General features: G+C 58.3%; 17 protein-coding genes. 14 read left to right on the forward strand and 3 right to left on the reverse strand.

The annotated features are described in order from the left end of the window. Positions 1–708 (reverse strand): GIY-YIG domain-containing protein (locus V3330_RS09915; protein WP_354695259.1); only part of this gene is annotated, 708 nt, incomplete at its 3' end. A 381-nt stretch (positions 709–1089) separates the two neighbouring features. On the opposite strand from V3330_RS09915, the gene V3330_RS09920 reads away from it, so the two are divergent. Next, positions 1090–2013: a nuclease-related domain-containing protein gene (locus tag V3330_RS09920; RefSeq protein WP_354695260.1), complete on the forward strand. Its 924-nt coding sequence runs from the start codon at positions 1090–1092 to the stop codon at positions 2011–2013. After that, on the forward strand, positions 2013–3281 hold the full coding sequence (locus tag V3330_RS09925) for a DUF429 domain-containing protein (RefSeq protein WP_354695261.1): 1269 nt from the start codon (positions 2013–2015) through the stop codon (positions 3279–3281). Before V3330_RS09920 ends, V3330_RS09925 begins: the two co-directional genes overlap by 1 nt. On the opposite strand, the gene V3330_RS09930 is transcribed toward V3330_RS09925, so the two are convergent. After that, positions 3215–3655 (reverse strand): HigA family addiction module antitoxin, encoded by a 441-nt coding sequence (locus V3330_RS09930; RefSeq protein WP_354695262.1) that lies wholly within the window; start codon positions 3653–3655, stop codon positions 3215–3217. The two genes, V3330_RS09925 and V3330_RS09930, sit on opposite strands and share 67 nt — an antisense overlap. Positions 3656–4085: 430 nt before the next feature. On the opposite strand from V3330_RS09930, the gene V3330_RS09935 reads away from it, so the two are divergent. From V3330_RS09935 to V3330_RS09960, 6 genes are all read left to right on the forward strand, one after another. Continuing rightward, positions 4086–4667, forward strand: a complete 582-nt coding sequence (locus tag V3330_RS09935; protein WP_354695263.1) for an RNA polymerase sigma factor — start codon at positions 4086–4088, stop codon at positions 4665–4667. Between the two features lie 43 nt (positions 4668–4710). Beyond that, positions 4711–5802, forward strand: a complete 1092-nt coding sequence (locus V3330_RS09940; protein WP_354695264.1) for a FecR family protein — start codon at positions 4711–4713, stop codon at positions 5800–5802. Between the two features lie 153 nt (positions 5803–5955). Further along, positions 5956–8856, forward strand: coding sequence for a TonB-dependent receptor (locus V3330_RS09945; RefSeq protein ID WP_354695265.1), 2901 nt, complete (start codon positions 5956–5958; stop codon positions 8854–8856). A 47-nt stretch (positions 8857–8903) separates the two neighbouring features. Continuing rightward, positions 8904–9335: a hypothetical protein gene (locus tag V3330_RS09950; RefSeq protein WP_354695266.1), complete on the forward strand. Its 432-nt coding sequence runs from the start codon at positions 8904–8906 to the stop codon at positions 9333–9335. A gap of 4 nt (positions 9336–9339) precedes the next feature. Continuing rightward, positions 9340–10680 (forward strand): sodium-dependent transporter, encoded by a 1341-nt coding sequence (locus V3330_RS09955; RefSeq protein ID WP_354695267.1) that lies wholly within the window; start codon positions 9340–9342, stop codon positions 10678–10680. A 7-nt stretch (positions 10681–10687) separates the two neighbouring features. Further along, a complete protein-coding gene (locus V3330_RS09960; RefSeq protein WP_354695268.1) occupies positions 10688–11872 on the forward strand; it encodes an aminotransferase class V-fold PLP-dependent enzyme in 1185 nt (394 codons plus the stop codon). Between the two features lie 127 nt (positions 11873–11999). Here the strand turns inward: V3330_RS09960 and V3330_RS09965 are convergent, their stop codons facing one another. Further along, a complete protein-coding gene (locus V3330_RS09965; protein WP_354695269.1) occupies positions 12000–14399 on the reverse strand; it encodes a TonB-dependent receptor in 2400 nt (799 codons plus the stop codon). Between the two features lie 624 nt (positions 14400–15023). Between V3330_RS09965 and V3330_RS09970 the strand changes: the two genes are divergently transcribed. The 6 genes from V3330_RS09970 (at position 15024) to V3330_RS09995 (ending at position 21809) form a co-directional block, all read left to right on the forward strand. Then, the gene (locus tag V3330_RS09970) at positions 15024–15437 is read left to right on the forward strand and encodes a RidA family protein (RefSeq protein ID WP_354695270.1); all 414 of its coding nucleotides are present in this window, start codon (positions 15024–15026) and stop codon (positions 15435–15437) included. An 11-nt stretch (positions 15438–15448) separates the two neighbouring features. Then, positions 15449–17404 (forward strand): molybdopterin-containing oxidoreductase family protein, encoded by a 1956-nt coding sequence (locus tag V3330_RS09975; RefSeq protein ID WP_354695271.1) that lies wholly within the window; start codon positions 15449–15451, stop codon positions 17402–17404. Between the two features lie 267 nt (positions 17405–17671). Continuing rightward, positions 17672–17887, forward strand: a complete 216-nt coding sequence (locus V3330_RS09980; protein ID WP_354695272.1) for a hypothetical protein — start codon at positions 17672–17674, stop codon at positions 17885–17887. Between the two features lie 288 nt (positions 17888–18175). Beyond that, complete coding sequence (locus V3330_RS09985; protein ID WP_354695273.1) at positions 18176–19864, forward strand: AMP-binding protein; 1689 nt, start codon at positions 18176–18178, stop codon at positions 19862–19864. 276 nt (positions 19865–20140) lie between these two features. Then, positions 20141–20902: a type IV toxin-antitoxin system AbiEi family antitoxin domain-containing protein gene (locus V3330_RS09990; protein WP_354695480.1), complete on the forward strand. Its 762-nt coding sequence runs from the start codon at positions 20141–20143 to the stop codon at positions 20900–20902. Beyond that, positions 20895–21809 carry a nucleotidyl transferase AbiEii/AbiGii toxin family protein gene (locus V3330_RS09995; RefSeq protein WP_354695274.1) on the forward strand — a complete coding sequence of 305 codons (915 nt, stop codon included), beginning with the start codon at positions 20895–20897 and terminating at the stop codon, positions 21807–21809. The genes V3330_RS09990 and V3330_RS09995 overlap by 8 nt, the downstream gene beginning before the upstream one ends. Positions 21810–22002 lie beyond the last annotated feature (193 nt).

Raw genomic sequence — 22002 nt, forward strand, 5'->3', positions numbered from 1 at the left:
ATCTATACGGTTCATTTCTGTCACTATTTGCTTGGTCGGGTCGACCTGAAGGCGATGGAAAAACGCACTGCACGAGGTTACAACCGGATTTTCTAGATATGCAAAACTGTTACCTATGTCCCCGAACGTACTGTTAACCATGTGTCCGGTCTGTACACTAAGGAGGCTGATGCAGTTACGCTCGATTTCTCCACGTGCGCTTGCCGGGCCGGCTGCATCTTCAATGTCGAGAAATAAAACTGACATGCGTCCAATTGTCTCGCTGACCTTGAGTTCGAGTGGCATTTCTGCTTTGCGCACTTCGCTCGTGGCGGTGCTGCCGCACCCCCAAGTAGGAAATTCCAGGCCATCTCGTGCAATGAGCGATGCCCCCACGAGAAGGCGAAATATGGATCCCCGATGGTTTCCCGCCCTTAAACGGGCCACTCCCTTATGTTGTGAGAGTCGTGTCCACAATGTTGTTTTGGCGCCCGCTTTCAAGGCATGGGTGCCGACCCGGACAACACGTGGGCCACTTCCGGAATGTAATCGCGTTTCGCCCCGTTCCATAAAGAAATAAACACCACGTCTAGGCCACTGCATGCGACCGGAACATTCATTCAGGCGTCGACCACCCTCAATGCTTTTCTCTAGCTCATCCAACAGCTCATAAAACCGGCGCAGGTCCAAAGCGCGATCAACGTCATACGATCGTAAGTTCGTTTTCATCGCTTGGTGTTTGGATCACGGGCAAAACGATCTAGGTTGAATGAATTTGCGAGCGGGATATTCGGTCAAGGGAAACACTCCTTGCTCCATCCAGGTCCGCTGGTTGACGATACCAAGTGATCCGGCCCACGCTCGACTTCGTGATTTGACGTATTTAGCACAGGTCACGGCGCGAGCTGACGATTATCACGAACGAGTTCGGCTTGGTGGTTGTCTTGCAACGAGGGCGGGGCGCCACATATTTCGGTTTGTGGGAAAGTGGCAAGCTAGTTACTACCGCAAGCGCGCACTTGCATTTCTGTTCAAAGAGCGATGTAAACATCGGCCCTAGCAGTTACGTAAAGGTATATTGTTATCTTAGCTCAGATACAATCCCTTGCCATGCCCGAAGTCGTTCTAAAGCTTATCTTTCCATTGCTTCTGCTTGGTGGCTTGATTCTATTTTTCTGGATTTTGGTTAAGAGACAGCGTGCAAGAAAGCGCTTTTCACCCATTGTAGAGAATATGCTCCGGACACCGGCTCAACACCTCGAAGCCGAGTTAGACGATTTATACGAGCACATGGTGCTGGGCATCAACGCCATTATCCTGCCGTCCACGGTGGCGTTCCTCACAGCTTACTCCAATCCTGTGGCGTGGATCATCGCTGGACTGATTGCCCTGGGCGGTGCATGGATTCTGCGTAAGACGATTCACAAGTCAATGCAACTCCGCCTGGCTATCGATGGCGAGCAATACACCGGTACGGAACTCAACTATTTGATGCGCGCGGGTGCATGGGTTTATCACGACATCCCGTACCGATACGGCAATATCGATCACTTGATCGTGTCGACCGGCGGTATCTTCGCAGTCGAAACCAAGACTTTTCGCAAGCCAGCGAGAGAACGTGAATTAAGCCGGCAATCAACTGTGGTTTTCGAAGGCAAGCAACTGTTGTTTCCACATTTCCAAACTGCCGCCCCGCTGAATCAGGCCTGCCGCCACGCACGGTATGTACAAGAAAGCATCGTGCGAAATCTGGGGCTGAAAGTGCCAGTGACGCCGGTAGTCGCTTTGCCCGGTTGGTTCATCGATCGCCGGACACGCTCTGATGTCTGGATAATCAACCCGAAGCGAGGTGGGACGCTAGCCACCCAGGTGCGCAAAGGTGTCATATCTCCTGAGCACGCGACTTTAATTGCAAATTACGTCGAGTCGGTTGCGCGCTCCGTCCCGGCCGGGTCAAAAAAAATGGATCCAGACGCTACAAAATACTACGACTTCTGGAACAACCGTCGTTTCGAAGATCGGAAACTCGGCTAATGAAGCACTCACCACCCCAAGGCCCGATTCAAGTAGCCGGCGTGGACGGATGTCGCGGTGGTTGGCTATTTTTCATCCTGAAGGAGCGTAAGAATTTTGAGGTTGGTATCGAAATTAGCGTAGAAAATCTGTTCCAACGCCTGAACTGCGCCGAGCTTGCGCTAATCGACATGCCCATCGGCCTACCCACGCCTGACTGTCCCATCCGCGCTTGCGATACCGAGGCACGCCGCACCCTGGGTACTCGCCGATCGTCAGTATTTCCGGTTCCAGCGCGCTCGGCGCTCAGTGCTTCCAGCTACGCCGAGGCTTGTGAGGAGAATCTGCGGGTTCTCGAGCGGAGCATGTCCCGGCAGTCCTGGGCCATCGCGCCGAAGATTCGCGAGCTGGATGATTATCTGCGCCAATGTGCGCCCGATGGACGTATCCGCGAAATGCATCCCGAAGTGGCGTTCTGGGCGCTCAACTTCGAGCAACCACTGCGGGAGACCAAGAAAAGCCGGGCCGGCGAACGGGAGCGGTTGGCTATTCTTCGTCACCATTACCCGGCGGCGCAGGAGTGTTTCGAAGCGTGCTGTCGGGCTTATCCCCGTGCCCAGGTGGCGCGGGACGACATTCTGGACGCCATCGCCGGTGCCGTGTCCGCCCGGTTCGCGCCCCACCTCGCCACACTGCCGGCGACTCCGCCTGCGGACGATGCCGGCCTGCCCCAGGAGATCGTCTATCCGGTGGTCCCCCGGGCATCGATGAATGATCCGGGCCCGCTGCCAGGCGATTTCCAGGCCGAGGCAGCGGAGTTGGTTGGGCGCATCGTCTTCGCGTGGTCGCGCTTCGAGCGGAATCTGGGTCTTACTCTTCAATACGCGCAGGGCGAACCCGACGAAGATACGTTCAAGAACGGGGGCTTCAAAGGAAGTGTTGGTGAGCAGTTGAAAGCCCTGGGTCGCATGGTCCGCGAAAATCTGGCCAATGAACCGGAGGGCATCGGCGCGTTCGAGGTTTGGCTGAAGCATGCCAGCAACGTTCGAATGAAGCGCAACGCGATCGTCCATGGCCGCTGGACCCTGTTGTCCGGTCAGCGGCTAATGCAGTTGGAGTCCACGGAGCTTCCGGGTGTGGATGCCAGCGGTAAAACCCGCTTCTCTCTGGCCAAGCTGGAAAATGAACTCCGCGATATCGAGTCGATGGACCAGGATCTGTATCAGTTACGCGTGCGCTGGCTTTCTTTGCAGGCGCCTCGTGTCCCCGCACGTGGGGGCACAAGCTGACCGGCCCGATTGGTTGGCTCTTCCAGCTTTTCCAGGCGGATCAACATTTCTGGTGAGATTCCGGCATTCTCTTTCACCACGTTGTTCAGTGCCTGTCGGCTGACGCCAAGCGCTTTGGCGCCGGCCGTCACCGAGAGACCGAGGGGGTGGAGGCAGGTCAGGCACACGTCGCGGCCGGGGTGAAGTGGGACTTTCATCAACATTGCCGAGATTCCTGGATTAACGATGGCCCACAAGGATTCGGATTCCCAGGGTCGACGCCGGTCGCGTTTTTTGGTCGGGTTCATTTCATTCGTTAAAAGACGTTCCCGCGGAAACGCGAAATTCGTGCCAAATTGCGTAATAAAGCAAGACCCGGAGGGAATCGCGGTCACGGGTTAGTTCTTGCATATCACTACGCCATGATCCTGGAGCGTCCGGTCCTTGCCGCCGGTAATAATCGCTGACTCTTCCCGCCCCATGCCGGCAAATCTCTGCGCTCGCAGCAGACGAAACTGAAAGCGCCCTGGCTCCGGCAATGCGGAGTCATTTCAGTCGTCCCGACCGCAATGAGTCGCGCAAAGTTTTGCGTAAAGCGTGATCCCGATGTTTGGGAAAGCTCGTGTCTGGACTCCGCAGCTTCAAACCCCACCTTGACATGCCATTTAAATAGATGGACTATCTATCCATTAAATAACCATCCTTTGGGTTTTCAAAAATGCAGGTCGTCCTGCCGATATCGGAACCCGCCGTGGAGGCCGTACTAACAGCGAACGCCTGAAATTCGAGTCGTCATTCGTTATCCGCCGTCGGGGGACCCCATTCGTGCGAGAAAAACCGTTGGATCAGTTGGCTGGCCTGCAGGGTGACGACCCGACGAGAGTCACGGGTGTCTTCATCAAGAATCTGACGGGACTTCGCTCGTACCTGGCCGGTTTCCTGAGCACGCCACAGGATGTCGAAGACGTGTTGCAGGACACGTACATTCGCGCGCTGGAAAGTGAAAAGCTTCAACCCATACGCTCGCCCAAGGCGTACCTGTACAGGATTTGCAAGAACCTTGCGCTCAATCACCGCCAGAAGGCGTCGGAGCGCCTGAATAGCTATATTGAGGATCTGGAAGACGTCAGTTTTCATGTCGGCGGCCGTTCATTGGACGAACAGGTGGAGAACGAACTGCAGTTCTCGCACTTCTGCCGCGCGGCCAAGTCGCTGCCTCCGCAATGTCGCAAGGTATTCGTGCTCAAGAAGGTGTACGGTTTTTCCAACAAGGAAATTTCCGAGCGGCTGGGCATAGCCGTGAGCACCGTTGACAAACATCTGGCCAAGGGGCTCATTGCGTGCCGTGATTATCTGAAACGCAAAGGCTATCGGTTTCTTTCCGCCCCCCTTGCCTCACGGGACTGACTTCGGCTCCGAGGCGCGCCCGCGGAGCCTGGAACAAGGCATCATGAGCATGATTCGTTTCACGCGAAAAATCGAAATCCAGGAACAGGCGAGTGAATGGGTTATTCGTCTGGAGAACTCCGACCTCAGCCAGTCGGACGTCGACGAATTCCTGGCCTGGCTCGACCGCGGTCCCCATCACCGCAAAGAGTTCTATGAACTGATCAGCGTTTGGGAGGGCCTGGAATCGCTCTCCAATCTCGCCGATATCATTCCGCTTGATGACCTTCGAGAGCCGCATCCACGCCAGGTCCGATTTGGCTGGATTCCTGCGCGCATGGCCAGCGCGACGGGCGCTGTCGCTCTACTCGGCGTGGTCGCCGTAGCGGTTCTGCTTGCCTCGTTGACCGGTCATGATTCGGTACCCCGTGAGCAGGTGTACCGCACGGAAGTCGGTGAATTTCATACCACCCGCCTGGCGGATGGTTCCACCCTTCATCTGAACACCAATACGCGGCTCCGAGTGGATTATTCCGACGCTTTCCGGCGTATTTACCTCGACCGCGGTGAAGTTTATTTCGATGTGGCCCGCGATGCACAGCGTCCGTTTGTCGTCAATGTGGCCAAGGGCTCGATTACGGCCGTGGGCACCGCGTTCAATATTCAGTACGAGAATGAAATTGTCGATGTAACCGTCACCGATGGCATTGTGGAGGTGAACACGTCCGCTGCAAGTGAGCTTCCGATACTGACACCGCCGCGACAGGATCGCCTCGTTCGGGAGCCAACGAAGACGTCGCTGCAGGCCGGGCAGAAACTGGAGTTCGACGCCAGTGGCATACGAACCATCGACCATATGGATTCCGAGGCAGTCGATCAGCAACTGTCGTGGCAAAGAGGCGTGCTCATCTTTGATGGCGATCCCCTCGAAGACGTCGTCAACGAGATGTCACGGTATACCGCCACGAAAATACGGATCGAGGACCCCGAGATTCGCCAGCTACAGATTGGTGGTTACTTCAGAACGGGTGAAATCGACGCCATGCTGGATGCCCTGGAATCCAGTTTCGACCTGACGGTAACTCGTATCGATCAAAACGAAGTCATCATATCCCGCTCGGATGCAGGAGACGGCTCGGGTTCGACGTTTCGATAGTTGAACCCCGCGTCCGTGCCTGAGCCACTTCAGATTCGGATAAATCAATTCGAGTAGCAGACTTTCCTTCCTGCCTTGTCTTACCTGTTAAAGCCACCGAGTACACCGCTTTATCGGGTCAAAAATCTGCGGCTGTGTACAGGGACTGAAGCGATGAGGAAAGCACTCAATCGTGCTGCGCCACGTTGGGTGGTCGCGATGCTGCTGGCTGCTTTTCTCTGTAATGCCGCCGTCGCCAGCGACAGGCTGCACCGCTTCAACGTTCCACGACAACCAGCTGCATTGGCATTGAACGCCTTTGCCCAGCAGGCGGATCAGCAGGTGCTGTATCCACTGAGCCGGGTGAGTGGCATCACGACCAACGCGCTCGTGGGTCGCTTCACGCCGACACGGGGCATTGAGATTTTGCTCGAAGGAACGGGGCTCAGGGCTGAGTTTGGAAAACACGGTGTCATCACGATTGAAAGTCGCACCACCTACTCTGCCGAGTTCGAGGAAAGCCATATGCAAAATTCTGCCACCAAATCCGGGTTGTCTAAACTCCTGGCCATGCTGTTGGGGACATTGGGCGCACAGGGCGTATCCGCCCAGGCGCCCGATGACGATCTCAGCCTGACGATCGAAGAGGTCGTCGTCACCGCCCAGCGTCGCGAACAGAACCTGCAGGACGTCCCGGTCTCGCTGACGGCGTTTACCGCGGAAATGCTGGATCAACAGAACATCGAGGAGGTCAAGGATTTCGCCAAGTTCACGCCCAACGTGAGTTTCACCGAAGACGGTGAAGTGGGTTCGAGATCCGTGGGGATCAGTATCCGCGGTGTCAGCGACTTTGCGAATACTTTTACCGGAGTCGGGGGGCTGGCCAACAGTTTCGGTATCTACCTGGATGAATTCAATATCGCCAATAACGCAACGAAGACGGCCAACCCGAACCTCTACGATCTGGCGGGTTTGGAGATACTGCGGGGCCCCCAGGGCACCTACTTCGGAAGCAACGCCACCGGCGGCGCCCTGAACCTCACGACCAAGCTTCCCCACGAGGAATTCGAAGCGGAGCTGGTGGGCGGCTACTCCCGATTCAACACCTGGGAGCTCAAATCCATGGTGAATCTGCCCGTTACCGACAGTCTGTTCCTGCGGGCGGGTGTGGCGTACACACAAAGCGATGGTTTCATCGAGAATCTGAGTCCGACCGGAAATGATGCTTCATTTGAGCACACGAGCGTGCGCGTTGCGGCAAGGTGGCTGGCTACCGATGACTTCACCGCAGACCTGTCCGTCATGCGGACCATCGAGAACGACGGTACCGACTCCAACGTGAACAGCGGCGTGCTGGATTTCAATACGCCCCGCTCGACACCCAATATTCTGCCGGTCGACCCGCTGACAAATCTGACCGACGACACCGTATTCGCGCCGGTGGAAGACATTATCCCGGTGGATTCGGGCGGCGGCTTTTTCCCCGACAACCGGCGCATCGTCAACAAGGATTTCTATGAACTCAACAAGAACCGCCAGACCATCGTCAACCTGCGCCTGAACTACACCGGCGATGGCTGGGTGTTGCGTTCGATCACCGGGTTCATGGACACGACCAGCCGGCGCCAGTTCGACCAGGATGTGACCCAGTACGCCTTTGCGGAAACGTACAACGGACGCACTGGAGATACGTTCAGCCAGGAACTCAGGTTCTCCGTTGAACGCGATACCTGGGACTGGGTCGTGGGCGCCATTTACTCCAACGATGACGCCGATGCCTTCAAGGTCAGCCCGATCGGGCGCACCGGTTTCTTCCGGTTGAATGATCGGGACAATGATCTCCTTCCAGATGGCACTCTGGCGCCGGGCCTTCCGGGCGGCTGCTTCTGCCTGAATCCGGGAGACATTATTTCCGGACCCCAGGTGAAAACGTTCGACTCCGAAAGCTGGGCCGTTTATTCGGAAGCCAACTGGCAGTTCCGGGACACCTTCACGCTGACCGTCGGCGCCCGTTACACCGAACACGACGTGAAAGTACAGGTGGCGGAGTGGAACCGCAGTCCATTTCAGACACTGCCCTTCGATCGCATCAGTGACTTCGAAGTTCCGGACGCATCGGAGTTGCGCAGCCCGCTGCGTTCGGGTTCGGCCAGTTTCAGCAGCGTGACCCCCCGGGTGGTGCTGATGTGGCAGCCCGCCGACACCCTGAACGTTTATACGTCCGTTTCAAAAGGCTACAAACCCGGTGGCCTTGTGTTCTCCGACCGAACCGGCGAACGGATACCGTTTGAAAAGGAATCGCTGTGGAACTATGAGCTCGGCGCCAAGTGGCGCGGATTCGGCAACAGGCTGTCCATCAATGCAGCCGCCTTCTACATGGATTGGCAAAACCTGCAGATGCCGTCTGTCGAGATCTTTTTCGAAGATGGCGTGATGTTCAATAATTTCCAGATCAACAATACCGAGGCCCGGTCGCTTGGCTTCGAGCTGGAGGCCCAGGCCATTCTGGGCAACCACCTGAGCGTCGGTGGGGGTGCCGGATATCTCGACGCCGAATTTGAGTCGTTCGGCGCGGATGATCCCTTCATCATTCAAAACATGGGTTTCGATATCGAGGGCGAAACGTTGCCCCGCTCGCCGAAGTGGACCCTCAACCTGTTCGCGCAGTATGACTTCACGATTCGGGGCCTGGACGGCTGGGTGCGGGCGGAATGGCTGTACCGCAGCGAGTCGACGTCGGACATCGAGGCAACGGTCTCCGGTCTGCCCATTCTGGACAACGAAGTGACCAGAGCGGCCGGGCTGGATACCCAGTTCAGCGGCGATGGTATCTCCAATGGCTTCGCGTTTCCCTGGCCGCGTGCAGATTACCCCATCCAGATCCCGAGCTTCGACGTCGTCAACGTTCGTGCCGGGCTGGCTTCCGGCGACCGCTGGAGCGTGGTCGCCTATGTCGAAAATCTGTTCGATGAAAACTACTACACGGGCACCCAGGAAAACTTCGGTTTCGGCGGGTTCCGGATTCGGCCGCACTTTCGGGTGGCTGGCATCAATCTCAAGCTGACCAGCCGCTAGCCAGCGGATCAGGTTCTCCCATTCACGACAAGAACGAGGTAATCGCCATGCATGCACTCAAAATCAAGTCGGCAATGTTCCTATGCGCCCTGTTTGCGTCCTGGCCGCTGCTGGCCAGCGATCCGGAACTCTACGGAGTCTGGGAACCCATTGAATACGTCGTGGACGGAACGGTGACGCCGCTGCGTGGCGCGATGATCGTGACGCCAGGCTACCTCGTAGCCAATGCCATATACGATGGCGATGGTGACGGCGTTCTCGAGGCCAATGCCACGTCGGGACCGATCACCGTGGCGAATAACACCATTACTTACATGCAATGGGTTCAGCTCCACTACCGGCCCAGCGGTGAAGGAAACGAGCTCCATGAAAATGTGGAGTACGACATCAACTACACCATTGAAGATGACCGCCTGATCTTCCATTTCCCGAGCGGGAACCGGTACATCAGTAAGCGGCTCGCCGGGTTGGAGGAGTAACCCGGTGCCCCGGATCAACGGCAAAGACGCTTTCAATCCGAACCTGGGGTACTTCGCATCCACGTTGACCTCGGTCCTCACGTTGGCAGGGGTCGCCATTGGGCTCGGTAACGTATGGCGGTTCCCGTACATGATGGGAGCACATGGCGGCAGCGCCTTCCTGGTGATCTACCTGGTCTTCATGCTGATCATTGCGATTCCGGCCCTGATGGCGGAATTGTCGCTCGCCAGGGCTCACCGGGGCGCGACGATCCGGGTGCTTTCCATTTCGTTCGGTCCGTTCGGCCGGGCCCTGGGTTATGCGCTGGTAGCCGGGGTTTTCATCGGAGTGTCCTACTACACTCTTATCGTGGGCAATGTGTTCTACACCACGGGCTATTCGATTCTGAACGGATTTTCAGGAGCCGATCTGGAGGAGTTTGCCGGCGGCATGCGCGCTCCCGGAACCCAGTACGCGCTGGCACTGGCCATCCTGTGGAGCGCGTTGTTCGTGATCAGCCGTGGCCTGAAGCAGGGCATTGAGCGAGTCAGCAACCTTTTCGTGCCGTTCTTCTTCGTGGTGTGCGTTTACCTGGTGTGGTTTTCGCTGAGCCGGCCAGGTGCAACCGACGCCGTGCTGACCTACCTGAAGCCGGACTTTTCGCAGATCGGCATGACGGAAGTGTTCGCCGCTCTGGGCCAGTGTTTCTTTTCGGTCGGACTGGGCGCAGCCTACGTGCTGGTTTACGGGAAATATCTGCAGGATTCATCGCGCATTCGTTCGGTCGCCCAGTACACGGCACTCAGTGACCTGGGCGCATCCCTGCTGGTCTCGCTGTTCATCGTGCCGACTGTGCTGCTGGCCGCGCAGCCATTGGACGCCGGGCCCCACCTCCTGTTCGATACCCTGCCGCGTCTGTTTTCCGTCCTCGATGGAGCACGATTCTCAGGCTCGCTGTTTCTGTTGGCGCTGTCACTCGTGGCCTATCTGTCGGTCATCGGTCTGGCGAACGTCATTATCGTGAGCCTGGAGGAAGAGCCGCTCGGAGCGAAATTGGGCCGCCAACGCCTCCTGGTTCTGATCGGTGTGCTGGAATCGATCCTGTTCATTCTCCCGGCCTGGAACACGGGCATGATCGGCTGGCTCGATCTCGTCATTGGTTCGGGGATGCCGGTGCTGGGATGTCTTTTCGCCGTATTGGCGGTGGGGTGGCGGGTCCAGCGCTCCGAAGCCTGGCGGCAGCTTTTTGCGGACGATCGGGAGCGTGCCGGAAGAACCGCTTTCTTCTTCTGGCTGCGCTGGGTCATCCCGCTGGGTCTGATTAGCGTTCTGCTGGGAACCGTATTCGATGCACTCTTCGCCTGAAACACATGTGACTGACCCCAATGCAGACGTCCAGGCCGAAGCGTCATTCGACCTGGACGGGGTACGCGACCAATTTCCGCTGTTGCAGCACGCGACCTACTTGAACAGTTGCTCCTATGGCTTGCTCAGCAAGGCAGTCGACAGCGCATTTCAGGAGTATCTCGCGGCGCGTCATCAAAAGGGCGCCCATTGGGGTTTGTGGGTCGACAAGATGGTACAAACCCGCCTTGCCCTGAGCCAGCTGCTTCAGTGCGCCCCCGAAGACGTCAGCCTGTCCTCTTCCTTGTCCGATTCGGTCAATTCGCTGGCCAGCGCTCTCGATTTCAGCGGCCAGCGCAACAAGGTGGTTGTTACCGACTTCGATTTCTCGACCACCTCGCACATCTGGCTGGCACAGCAACGGCGCGGTGCACAAGTGGTGCGCGCCCAGACGGATGCATCAGGTGTCAACATTCCGCTGGAACAGTTCGACGCCTTGATCGACGAGCAAACCAAAATTGTTTCGATCCCCATCATCTGCTATCGAACCGGGGCCAGCCTGGATGCCCGTGCCGTCGTGAAACTGGCGCACGAGCGGGGTGCGTTGGTGTTCGTGGATGGCTACTCCGTCATGGGCACCGCCCCCATTTCCGCTCCCGAACTGGGGGCGGACTTCATTGCTGGCGGGTGCCTGAAATTCCTGTTGGGGACTTCGGGGCTGGGATACATGTACGTGCGGAACAGTGAATCACAAGCGCTCACCCCAACGGCTACCGGCTGGTTTGCCCAGGAGAACCCGTTCGCCATGGACAACCAGTGCCACCAGCCCGCCAGCAATGCCCGCCGGTTCGAATCCGGTACGCCCAGCGTCAGTGCGATGTATGCCTGCACCGCCGGAATTCAGCTCCTGCTGGATGCATCTCTCGCAGCGGTCGAGCGTCAAATCGGTCGGCTCGCCGAGCAGATCGTCACAGGCGTTCAGGGTCGGGGGTGGCGCCTCGTCACCCCACCGTCGCCGGACCGCCACAGTTCGATTCTGGCCGTTGCCTCGAACGACGCGGCCGGCCTGGTGCAGAAACTGGAACAGGACCAGGTCTACGTGTCCAATCGGGAGGGCAACATCCGTATCGCTCCGCATTACTACAACAGTGACGAGGACATCGACATCCTGTTCCGTTCGCTGGAACGGAATGCCGGTCTTCTCGAAACCTGAGCTTTGGTGATTCCCCGCCGCGCTGCGTTGAGCCTGCTGTGCGCGCGGCAACCCATACGTCCAACCCCCCAAACGCAAAACGGCCCGGTAACCCGGGCCGCTCCACATCAACGCACGTCGCCAAACGCTAGAACGAATAGGTCACGTCCAGCCCATACGACCGCAGGGCGGAAGGATGGATGAAGGACCCACCGAACTCGGGTGACGGGATGACTTCCTGCAGGTACTCCTCATCGCCGAGGTTGCGGCTCCACAGGGTGAACCGCCAGTTTTCATTGCTGAGCTCGACGCGCGCATTGATGGTGCTGACGGAATCACGTTGTGCGCGGCTGAGGTCCTGGGTAATGCCGGGGCCGAAGAACACCTGCCAGATGGTCGGTGTCGCTTCGCCCTGCATCGTGTGGAACCACATCTCGCCGATGTACTGCCAGTCGACCCGGGCCATGAATTCCCAGCGCTCGCTGATGGGGAAATTGATCTGGCTGCCGAGGTTGAATGACTGCTCGGGCGCCTGCGGCAGGTCATTGCCCACCGACAGGGGCCGGTTGATGTTCTCCTTGATCTCGCTGTCCAGCAGGCCGAGGCCGCCGTACACGCGAAAGCCGTCCGAGATCTGCCAGTCGAAGTCGGCCTCGAAGCCCCTGACCTGGGCTTCGTCGATGGTGGTGACCACGCGCAGGAGGCCGTAGGGGCCGGCAAAGAATTCAAAGAACTGGTTGTCGTCGACGTCGTTCTGGAAGATCGCCGCATTGAGTCGCAGCCGGTTGTCGAACAGCATGGACTTGATGCCGATTTCAAACGAATCGGTCACCTCTTTCTGGTATTCATCGGAGATTGTCAGTCCGGCGCCAACCAGCTCACCGGGCCCGCCGAAGCCCTGGTTGTACCAGAAGTTGATCAGCGATTCGCTGCCGATGGAGTTGAAGCCGCCGCTGCGAAATCCGCGGCCCCAGCTGGCGTAGACGTTAACGCTGTCCAGCGGCGACCAGCGCCAGGTGATTTTGGGCTGCCACTCACTGAAGGTGCGGCTTCTGTCGGGGATGCCTTGTGGAAACTGCATGAACGCCGGGTTGATGGGCTGGCCGGCAAGGTTGAGGTTCAATCCCGACGACAGGACGTTGGGGACGGCATTGCTGACCGACCGATCCTCCTCGTCGTACCGCAGGGCGAACGCCATTTCCATGGTCTCGCCCAGATCGAACTCCACCTGCCCGTACGCGGCCAGTACCTGGGTGTCGTAGATGTCCCAGAACAGCGAGTCGGTCGGGTTCGGTTCGGACGGCGGAATATAGGGGGTGTGCGCATAGGGCGCGCCCTGGTCGGCGCCGTATGCGGAAACCACCTCGCGCTCGATATCCAGGTAGTACGCGCCCGCGATCCAGCGAATGGACTGGTCTTCCGATGAAGTCACGCGCAGCTCCAGGCTCAGGTCTTCCTGGTTGCGCTCCTGGTATTGATAGCCATCGCAGCGGGTCGGGCCATACGGTCCGTAGATGCCGGCGAAGTCCTCGCCGCCCGCGGACGGTGGCGGCAGGACCAGAAACGGTGCCAACGGGTCACCAAACAGGTCCGGGCGGGTGAAACTGTTGAGTACAACGCGGTCGGACTGACATTCAGGTGTCAGTTCATACGGATAGAACGACGCGCTCGAGCCCACCGAGAGCAGGTTTTCGTCCAGGTCGTTGTAGGCCGCGATGGCGGTCACGGAGATGCGGTCCAGGTCCCAGTCCGCCTTGACGGAGAATTCGCGGGTCTCCTGTTCGTTCTCGCCCGGCACGTTGAATGCATACCGCATCTCGTGCTCGTTCACATCCGCGAAATAGGTGGGGCTTCCCAGGAAAGCCACGAAACCCGGAATGCCGAACACGGCATTGAAGTTGATCGCGCCGCCATCCACCTGCCGGGTACCGGCCCGGAAATCCAGGGTGGTGCGGTCACTGACTTCCCAGATCACGCGCGCCCGGCCGCCGAATTCTTCCAGGTAGTCAACCGCATCGTCTTCACCGGTGAACACATTGTCGTAGTGTCCGTCGGTGGTTGAGTAATGCGCCGTCAGGCTGGCCGAGACGTTGTTCGTCAGCGGCCCGCTGAGATAGGCCGATGCCTTGTAGGTATCGTTGTTGCCGACCCCCGCCTGCGCGATGCCCTCAAATTCTTCACCGGGTTGCTTGGTGTTGACGATAATGGCGCCGGCCACGGCATTGCGGCCATACAATGCGCCCTGTGGCCCTTTGAGTACCTCGATCTGGGCCACGTCGATCAGCTCCCCGTTGAAGGCATTCGGGTTGGTGATCAGCACGCCGTCCACCACGTAGGCGAAGGTGGATTCCGCATCGCGAGTGGATACGATTCCGCGGATGCTCAACTGCGTATCACCCACATTGGCCGTATCCACCAGCGTGACGTTGGGGATCAGCGCGACAAAATCGCTGGGACGTTCGATGCCGCCATCGCGGATGTCCTCGGCGGTGAATGCCGACACCGCGATGGGAACTTCCTGGATGTTTTCGGCCCGCTTTCGGGCCACGACGACAATTTCTTCGAGAACTGTCTCAGCGTACGAGCTGACACAGAAGCAGATAAGAATGATAAAAACCTGGGCGCGGACGCCAGTTCCTGTCTTCATGAGACCTCCCTAACCAACCGTGAAACTGGCGAGTAGCATGGTGTTGGTCTTCGCCAGTAAACAATCTGGATTGACTTGCCTTCCCGGTTCGTTACAAGGCCTATCTTTCCGTCTGTGTACAGACCGCCAGCCTCCCGAATCTGGCGTTCCCGAATGCACTCCGCATGTGTGTCTGAAATTCCCTCGTCCGCCGCCTGATTCGCATCCGAATGACCGTGCATTCAGGTCCCGGCATCAGGGGCTTGAAGACGATCCGGCTGCGGATTGCTTGGGAATAACAGCACATCATGTATACAATTTGAAGCCTATTTAGTGAGTTAATCGCCTTCTTCGGCCTGATCTGGCCGGATGAATTGGAAAGTCGTATACAATAAAGTAGTATTAATACTGAATTTTTTGATGGAGTGCAAGGCGTATCGGTCGATAGGTTTTGCGGCAGACCGCTGTGCCTGACCAGTACTGCTTCATGACACATCTACGGAACAATTCACCCGCAACAAACCCACACATCTCAATAGGCGCCCCATGACGAATCTGCACGAACCCAAGCGAGTCTCTGCTGACCCGGATATTTTCGAGGCCTTCTACATTTCCCAGGCCTTCAAGGTCGGCAATCTGGTCTATACCTCCGGGCAGGCTGCCCTGGATGAGCGCGGTAATGTGGTCGGCCCGGGTGATTTCGATGCCCAGGCGGAGCAGACCTTCAAGAACCTGCGGCTGGTTCTCGAAGCCGCCGGATCTTCGCTGGAGCGGGTGTTCAAAGTCACCATTTACCTGACCGATATGCAGTACTTCCCGCGCATTCTCGATTTGCGCAAGAAGCACTTCACGCCGCCCTGGCCGGCCGACACCATTGTGGAGGTGCAGGCCCTGGCCCTGCCGGATTTGATGATTGAAATCGAAGCCATCGCCGTCATCGGTGAAGTGCATGACGTTTGAAGGGGGTGGCCATGACTGACCCGGGCGGCGCATCGGAAATCAGGCAGATCAAAACCGTTTGTCCCCGGGATTGTCCCGACGTGTGTGGGATGATCGCGTCGGTGTCGGGTAGCAAGGTCGTGCAAGTGAAGGCCGATCCCGAACACCCGATCACCCGGGGCTTTCTGTGCATCAAGTGCCGTAATTACGAGAACTGGATCAACCACCCCTCGCGACTGCTGCACCCGCTGGTGCGGGACAGGAAAAGTGATGATTTCAGGCAGGCCACGTGGGACGAGGCGCTCAGCCTGATTGCCGACCGGTTTCGTGAAATCTCCGACAGCGTGGGGCCGCAGGCGATTCTGCCCTATTCCTACCTGGCCAATATGGGCGTTGTCGCCAACCAGTTTCCCGACCGCCTGTGGAACAAGCTGAACACGTCCCGGGTGGGGCTGGAAATCTGCGCAGTCGCCGGAGCCGAGGCCATGGTGAGAATCCTTGGCCGTGTGCGCGGCACCGAACCCCAGCACCTGGAGAAAACCCGGTTGTACGTCGCCTGGGGCAAAAACCCCAAGGAATCCAATGTTCATCTCTGGTCGATGCTGTCCGATGTCGAAACCACCGTGGTCGTCGATCCGTTCAAATCCCGCTCCGCTGCGGCGGCGGATCTGCACATTCAGCCGAAGCCGGGTACCGATGCCATTCTGGTAAGCGGCCTTCTCAAAGTCATGATCGAAAAGGGCTGGGTCGACCGGGCGTTCATCGACGATTTCACGGTCAACTACGCTGAGCTGGAAGCCCAGGTTCGTGCGGTTTCCCTGGCGGAAGTCGAGCGTGTCACGGGGGTGCCGCGCTCGCAGATTGAAGAATTCGCCGAGCTCTACCACACCCACCAGCCCGGACTGCTCCATATCGGCGTGGGTTTGCAGCGTAATCTCAATGGCGGTGCCATGGTGGCGGCCGTGTGCATGCTGGGCGCCCTTTCCGGCCAAATCGGCACGAAAGGCGGTGGTGTTTTATATGCCAACTACGACTGGCAGCTCAACGACATCAGCTACGCAGACCTCAGAACGCAGGTTCCGCGCATGTACAACATGGTCAAGCTGGGTCGTGATCTCACGTGCAGTGATGAGATCAGGGCGCTGTACGTGTACAACCAGAACCCGGCCGCGACCTGTCCCAACCAGAATCGGGTCAGGCAGGGCTTGATGCGCGATGACCTGTTCGTGGTGGTGCATGACCTGTTCCTGACCGATACGGCGCAACTGGCAAACGTCGTGCTGCCGGCCACGTCCTTCGCCGAAACCTTCGATTTGCAGCTTTCCTACTGGCACGACTACGTGCAGGTGAGCAATCAGGTGATCGATCCCATCGGCGAGGCGCGGTCGAATCACTGGGTGATTCAGCAGTTGGCCGAAAAGCTCGGTTTTACCGAACCGTGTTTCCAGCAGACCGGAGAAGAGGTCATCAGGGAGGCCCTGGCCGGAACCGGCCTGGATTACGATGAACTGAGAAAAGGTCCGGTGCTGTGGAATGACATTGACCGGACGAGTTTCGATGACCGGAAATTTCCCACCGCCAGCGGCAAGATCGAGCTGTTTGCCTTCGATACCACCTTGCCAGACGCCGACGAGCACGAGTTTCGCTTCATCACGCCCAAAACGTACCTGATGCAGGCCAGCCAGTACGGCAACATGCCGGAGAAGCTGGGTGAATTGAAGCAGCCCTGGTTCTTCATTCATCCGGATGATGCCGGCCGGCTGGACATCGAAGAGAACATGGAACTCGAACTCTGGAACCGGCGCGGAGCGGTCAAGATGCGTGCGCGAGTATCCGAACTCACGCAGCCGGGCCTGCTGGTTAGCTACATGGTGCGCTGGGGCGCCAATGCCAATGCGACAACGCCCGATGCCGAAGCCGACATGGGCGGGAATTCAACCTTTCATTCCAATTACGTGAGTATTCGCAGAACCCCTGCGGGGTTGTGACCTGGCTGGCTCGACCGGGCATCATCGGCCCTGCGGATCATTGCCCGCATTGACTTCCGCCTGGGTGCAATTTTGATGCAATTCAAGCAAGAAAAACTGAAGTGAATGCCGCTTCCCTTCCCATTGACTTCCCGCCGCCCGAATTACTCCGACGATTTCGCATAAAACCCTGGAATATGACTGTTTACCGCCTTTTGCTTCACGCCGTATTCACGTGTTTCACCGCACACTACACGCTCCTCAATCATCACAGTTGGAGCGGTAGTCATGTTAACCAAAACCGTATTCGAATCGCCCCAGGGTCCGGCCGGGATGAATGCGCCGACCGGGCGGTTGGTAGTGCCCTCGCTGGACGCAGCCGTGGCGGCCAATTCCGCGTCTTTCGAACGCGATGAAGTGCTGGCCCGCAGACTGCGCCGTCAGCGCCGCCAGGAGCGCGCGGCCAGGCGCAGGCCCGGCGGCTGGACAGTGCGGATGTGGTGAACCCCGGTTCCCAACCGCAAGCCGGGCACTTACTCCCGGAATAAATCCACAGGGGTCCCGCTCTTCGGCTTTCGAAGAGTCTGGACCCCTCATGCTGTCGTAATCCCCCAACGGTCTGATCGACCCTGCCCGTGGAACGGGTGACGGACCGGCCTGCCAGCGGCATAATCCATTCATCCTTTCCAAGCATGAGGTGATGCCGATGCGGGTAGCGTATGTTGTCAGCCGGGTTGCTTTCCCCCTCACCGCAGGCCGGAGAACATCTCCGCAAGTCCGCGGGCCTCAGGCATGACGGGTCAGCCCGGGCGTCTGAGCCAGGCCAAAGGCTCGACCGATGCGCCGCTGCTCGAATCCACCATTGGCCATGTGCTCAACGAGGCGGTCTCCGCCTACCCCGATAACGATGCCCTGGTCTCGCTGCACCAGGGTTTGCGCTACAGCTATCGCGAATTCGCTGCAGAGGTCGACCGCTGTGCCCGCGCGCTGATCGCCATCGGGCTGCAGCCGGGGGACCGGGTGGGCATCTGGTCCCCGAATCGTGCCGAGTGGACGATTCTGCAGTTTGCCACCAGCAAGCTGGGCGTCATCCTGGTCAACATCAATCCAAGTTATCAACGCGATGAACTCGAATACGCCCTGGGCGCTTCGGGCTGTGCCGCGCTGGTGCTCGCGCCTGGTCTCAAGCACTCCGATTATCTGCAGATCCTGCGCGCCATCGCGCCCGAGCTGGACGCGTGCGAGTCCGGCCGGCTGCGCTGCCAGGCTCTGCCGGCCCTGCGCACGGTCATCCGCCTGGGCGATGAGCCGGCGGACGGGGTGTGGCGATGGGCCGACTTCCTGCAATTCGCCGATGCGGCTGGCGCGGCCGACCTGGCGCGCATCGAGCAGGGCGTGGCGGCCGGCGATGCGGTCAACATCCAGTACACCAGCGGCACCACGGGCCGGCCCAAGGGCGCCACGCTGAGTCATCGGAATATTCTCAACAACGCGTTTTTCGTTGCCGAGCTGATGCATTTCACCGAGCGCGACCGGCTGGTGATTCCGGTGCCGCTGTACCACTGCTTCGGCATGGTGATGAGCAATCTCGCCTGTGTTTCGCATGGCGCCACGATGATTCTGCCCAGCGAGTCGTTCGACCCCGGCGCGGTGCTGGCCGCCGTCGCGGCCGAGCGGGCCACCGCGCTGCACGGCGTGCCCACCATGTTCATCGCCGAACTGGAACACCCGGAGTTCGACCGCTTCGATCTTTCCACCCTGCGCACCGGCATCATGGCCGGATCGACCTGTCCGGAGGAGGTGATGCGGGCGGTGATGAAGAAGATGCACCTGGAGGAAATGCAGATCGCCTATGGCATGACGGAAACCAGCCCGGTTTCGACCCAGACCCGCGCCGATGCCCCGCTGGAGATGCGGGTCGCAACCGTCGGCCAGGTGCATCCGCACGTGGAGATCAAGATTATCGATCCCGACACCGGCCAGACGGTGGAGCGGGAGGTGGCCGGGGAGTTCTGCACCCGCGGTTACAACGTGATGCTGGGCTACTGGAACGACGAGGCGCAGACATCGGCGGCCATCGATGAGGACGGCTGGATGCACACCGGTGATCTGGCCAGCATGGACGATGAGGGCTACGTGCGCATCGTCGGCCGCATCAAGGACATGATCATCCGCGGCGGCGAGAACATCTACCCCCGCGAGATCGAGGAATTTCTCTACACCCACCCGAAAATCCGCGAGGTGCAGGTGATTGGCGTGCCGGACGCGCGTTACGGCGAGGAAGTGATGGCCTGGATTGCCCTGAGCCAGGGCGAATCGGCCACCGTGGAGGAGATCCAGTCGTTCTGTCGCGAGCGCATCGCCTATTACAAGGTGCCGCGGTTCATCAAGTTCGTCGATGACTTCCCGATGACCGTCACCGGCAAGATTCAGAAGTTCATAATGCGCGAACAAAGCATCCGCGAACTTGCCGGTCAGTGACGTTGAATGCAGGTGTTGGCGGGGCGGGCTGTAGACCTGTTAACCGCCACGGCGTCGACCCCTGGGTTGACTCCGTTGGTCGTGCCGCATGAGCCATCGCGGCGGAGTCGATTGATCGTGGCGCGAGTCACCCGACAATTGAGTTCGTAATCGTCATTTGACCCCCATAATGTTTATATAAGATCTGATAAGTCGTCTTAAGCACGACTTTATCAGGTTGAAATGAACTATCCCTTGGTTTATAACTATCTGTAATTGTCACGTAAGAATGGTCATTTGGCGACAAAAATAAACCAACTCCTGAGGAAATGGCCTCCTGGCACGGTAGCTGTGCAGTCCTGGCTGGATGAACAGGGTGTCGACCGACGCCTCTCGCATCAGTATGCGAAGGCCGGCTGGTTGGAGCGCATAGGGCACGGCGCTTACATCCGCATGGGTGACACGGTCACGTGGCGCGGCGCGGTGTTTGCGCTGCAGAAGAAATCGGTTCGTTCGGCCATCAGGCCGGGTGGCGCAACGGCGCTGAGCCTGCAAGGCTTTGGCCATCACCTGCCGTTGGGCAAAGAGACGCTCTGGCTGTGGGCCGAGCCCAGAAGTCAACTGCCCAGTTGGTTTCGGCATCACGATTGGGGTGTCGTGGTGCGTTTTCGCGCGGCCCGCTTGTTCGCGCATCCTGTCGCCGATCAGGCTTCCCAAAAACGCGACAACTTCATCATCGAAGTGTCATCCCTGGAACGAGCCGCCTTTGAAGTTGCCTACGAGGTCGATGACACTTTGTCGTTTCTGTGGGCTGCCGAGCAGCTCCAGAGCCTGGTCAGCCTGCGGCCGGAATTGATGCAGACATACTTCGAAGCATGCGTGTCGATAAAGGTAAAAAGGTTGTTGCTGTATCTCGGATCGCATTACGGACTGCAGTGGTTCGAACGCCTGAATCTATCGAGAATCGATCTTGGTAGGGGTAAGCGCCAACTGGTTAAGGGCGGTCGTTTCGACCCCCGATTCGAAATCACGGTACCCAGGGATTTAACGGATGACTGATCGTGCCGACTACGAACGGCAGGTCCGATTACTGGTGCGGGTTTTGCCTTATGTTGCTGAAGAAAAGGCATTCGCACTCAAAGGCGGAACAGCCATCAATCTCTTTTTGCGCGATATGCCTCGCCTATCCGTCGATATCGATTTGACCTACCTCCCGATTGCCAACCGTGAACAATCTCTACATGACTGCCGTGCGGCGCTGCAGCGCATTGGCCAGAGTCTCGAGACTTCATCACCACAGATAGCCACGGCGGCTCAGTCGATTTCAAGGGATCAGCTCAGGCTGCTGGTCTCGGATGGCGAGGCGCGCATAAAGGTCGAGGTCAGCCCGGTGCTTCGCGGAACGCTTCACCCCCCAATCTTCAGAGACATTCATCCCCGGGTTGCAGATCGATTTGGTTTTGCCCGTGTCGCGGTATTGGATGAGCCCGATCTGTACGGCGGCAAGATTTGCGCAGCGCTGGATCGACAGCACCCTCGTGACTGGTTCGACGTCATGCTGTTGCTACGCGAAAATGGTTTCACACGCGCCACGTTCGAAGGCTTTCTCGTTTACCTGATCTCACATAACCGAAGCATGGCTGACTTGCTGGAACCTCGACTGCAAGATCTGTCGGCCGCCTTTGAGAACCAGTTTCAAGGAATGACCGAGCAACCTGTCCTGCTCCATGATCTGGTGCAAACGCGATCTGACCTGCTGAAGTCGCTATCGCAATTATTCACTGCTAACGACAAGTCTTTTTTGCTCAGTGTGAAACAGGGCGAACCCAACTGGTCCTTGTTACCTTTGCCCGGCGTGAGTGAACTGCCTGCGGTTCGTTGGAAATTGCAGAATATTCGCGCCATGAGTCAGCTAAAACACAAGCAAGCCGTCGCGAACTTCAAGGACGTCTTGAACCGGCTGTAAGTTCACGGTATTGCCGGCCGAAGTTCAATGGGTAGTTGGCAATCCGGCCTTCGCGTGCTTTCCGCCACGCCGCTTGACCGTTCCGCCCTCGTAAACTACTCTCAAATCAGTAACCTTGATTAAAAAGGGGCGGGGTTACACGGATCATCGACTCATCAGGATGATATGCAACCGCAACCTTCAAGGGGTGCTC

The sequence above is a fragment of the Elongatibacter sediminis genome (genome assembly GCF_037892215.1).
Classification (GTDB): domain Bacteria; phylum Pseudomonadota; class Gammaproteobacteria; order Xanthomonadales; family SZUA-36; genus Elongatibacter; species Elongatibacter sediminis.